Origin of the sequence: Pseudoflavonifractor intestinihominis (genome assembly GCF_040096055.1) — a bacterium.
Lineage (GTDB): Bacteria > Bacillota > Clostridia > Oscillospirales > Oscillospiraceae > Pseudoflavonifractor > Pseudoflavonifractor intestinihominis.
Window position 1 is genome coordinate 1 of the sequence record NZ_JBBMFK010000052.1, and the last position, 2,637, is coordinate 2,637.

2 protein-coding genes are annotated in these 2,637 nt (G+C 51.6%); both read right to left on the reverse strand.

All coding sequences use genetic code 11. The features are described from left to right. Positions 1-270 precede the first annotated feature (270 nt). Positions 271-1,005 carry an IS21-like element helper ATPase IstB gene (istB, locus tag WMO64_RS16925; RefSeq protein WP_016146601.1) on the reverse strand — a complete coding sequence of 245 codons (735 nt, stop codon included), beginning with the start codon at positions 1,003-1,005 and terminating at the stop codon, positions 271-273. After that, positions 998-2,491: an IS21 family transposase gene (gene istA, locus WMO64_RS16930; RefSeq protein WP_349232753.1), complete on the reverse strand. Its 1,494-nt coding sequence runs from the start codon at positions 2,489-2,491 to the stop codon at positions 998-1,000. Before istA ends, istB begins: the two co-directional genes overlap by 8 nt. Positions 2,492-2,637: the final 146 nt, after the last annotated feature.

Below are 2,637 nucleotides of genomic sequence, written 5' to 3' on the forward strand. Positions count from 1 at the left end.
TGTGTTTGTCAAACGAAAATGTGAGCAAAAGGGCCCCAAAAAAGTGAGCACCTTCAGCACCAGATTTCATGTCGTGAGCAATGTTTTTCCCAAGTACCAAATGCTCACCTTTTGAGTACCCGGAAAGATGAGGGCCTTTTGCAAGAGTGAGTGCCCTGGGGGCCTAATGCTCACATCGGTCCCCCGGAGGCCAAACGCTCGCATCGGTGCCAATAGGGGCCAAGTGCTCACATCGGTGCCCAAAGCCCTTTTGCACTAATTTTGAGTACCCTAAGTGTATGCCCTCTGGCGGTTTAGGGACTGGGTAAGCCGGTAGCTTTCCCCAGAGAAAATCACAATATGGCTGTGGTGGATAAGCCGGTCAACGAGCGCCGCAGTCAGGCGGTTGTCCCCAAAGACAGTGTTCCACTGAGAGAACTCCAGGTTTGAAGTAATAATCAGGCTCTTGCGCTCGTAGCAATCGGAAATCACTTGGAACAGCAGTTCAGCGGCGTCCTTGTGCAGAGGGACGAAACCAATCTCGTCAATCACAACAAGCTCTACCTTTTTCAGCGTACCCAGGTAATTGTTCAAGGTTCCCTTGGTGTTCTTTTCCAGCAGTATGTTTGCCAGCTCAGCCGCAGTAAAGAAACGGACACGCCGCCCCTCCTGGCAGGCTTTCAAAGCAATAGCCGTAGCCAGATGGGTCTTTCCCGTCCCAACGCTCCCCATAAAAATCAGGTTCTCTTTTGGGGCAAGGAACTGGAGGTCGGTCATGTATTCCTGTGGCAAGCCGCCAGGAAGTTCAATGGCGGAGTTCCACACAAAATCATCCAGTGTCTTCATCACCCGGAAACCAGCCGTCTTTACCATGCGGTTAATCCGGTTGGTTTCTCGTTCCTGCAATTCCAGTGTCAAGAGATCGGTCACATACTGCTCGGTATTTTCGTAGGGGACGCTCCGCCAGCCTTTCGCCATGCCGCCCAGCTTCACTTGCCGCATGAGCTGTTCAATCTGTTCAGCCATGAGCCTCACCTCCCATCAGGCCATCATAGGCTGAGAGGTTTGGATTGTAGTTCAGCAATGGGGCTCCGGAGAGTTTAAGCGGATCTGGGCGGTACTCCTTCTTGGCAATCATGTAATAACACTGCCGCAGGCTGTCCACATCGGCCCGGCCATTGGCGGCTGCCATTTCCAGAGCATCATCACAGAACTCAGAGTTTCCGTCAGCAACGATTTCGCTGAGAAGTTGCAGGGCGCTCTTCCGCTCTTTTCCCTTGGTGGAAGCAAGATAATCCTGCCACCGTTGCGGCATTTGGTGGAAGAAACTGGTATGCTCAATCGCTCCTGGCTTTTTGCAGAGGGTGGACACATACTGCGTCCAGTCGTAGACCTCATCATTGGTTTTGTAGCTTCTGGGAAAGCGTCCAACCGGTCTGTGGTCGTGGTAAAACGCTACATGGTCATAGAAGATTTTGGCCTGTACTTTTTCGCCGGCCAGCATGGGAGATAGCCCGTATTTATTCGTCTCAATCGTTGCAAAGCCTGTTTTACTCACGGTAAGCGTCGTGTAGCGGAACACAGAGAAGGGATACTGCGGCAGCTCTAAAAGTGCCGCCTTGTCCTCTTCCCAAAGTTCCCGGATGGGAACCTTGTGCTTGTAGTGGAGCCGGTCAGCGTCCTTTTCGCACCACTCCAAGAGCTGTTCATTAAATTCCTCAAACGAGGTAATGACTGGGACCGGGACAAACGCATTGCGGCGGCTGTAACCAACCTTGTTCTCTACATTGCCTTTTTCGTTGCCGGAAGCCGGATTGCAAAAATCAGCTTGGAAACGGTAGTGGAGCATAAAGCGGGTAAAGCCATCCGTAAGGACACGCTCACCATCTTTTAGTACCTGAGCAACCGCCGTGGTCATGTTGTCAAACCGCAGCCTGGGAGGGACGCCGCCAATGTGCTCAAAAATCCGCTTCATGCCTTCCAGCAGGCACTCTTGGTTTTGAGACGGGAACGCTTGCGTTACTCCGTTGTTAGAGCCGGGGAATGAGATCGTCAGCGCATAGAACGGAAAGCGTTCTCCGGTAGCGGCCCATTCGCCTTCCGCAAGGCCAAAGTCCACCTGTCCCCAGCCTTTGGGGTGCTCCAGAGGGAGATAACCGGCACTCAGAGTTTTCATGACATATTTTTTCTTGCGGACATACTTCTTCACGGTGGAATAGCAGCCAGTAAACCCATGCTCATCACACAGGCGGTGGTAAATCCGCATTACTGTATGGCGCTGTTTCCTGGGGGCCTTTCGGTCCTCCTCCAGCCATTTATCAATGATGGGGATGAAGTCTTGCAGCACCGGATAGCTCTGTGGCTCAATATCCGGCAGATTGTCCTCGCTCCAGTTTTCCTGGTAGGCGTACTTGCGGACAGTCTCAAAGCTGTGGCCGGTTATGCGGCATATTTCCCGCAAACTTGCCTCTTCATTTTCGTAGAGGTCTTTGATATACTTGATTTGAGCCATTCGTAACACCTTTCTGCTACCCCCTTATGGTTATCCCACCTAAAGGGTAGCGTTTATTTCAGGTGCTGACAATGGCTCTTTTTATTTGCCATTGGGGTGCTCACTTTTTGAGTACCATTTGCTACATTTTCATTTTACCGAAAACA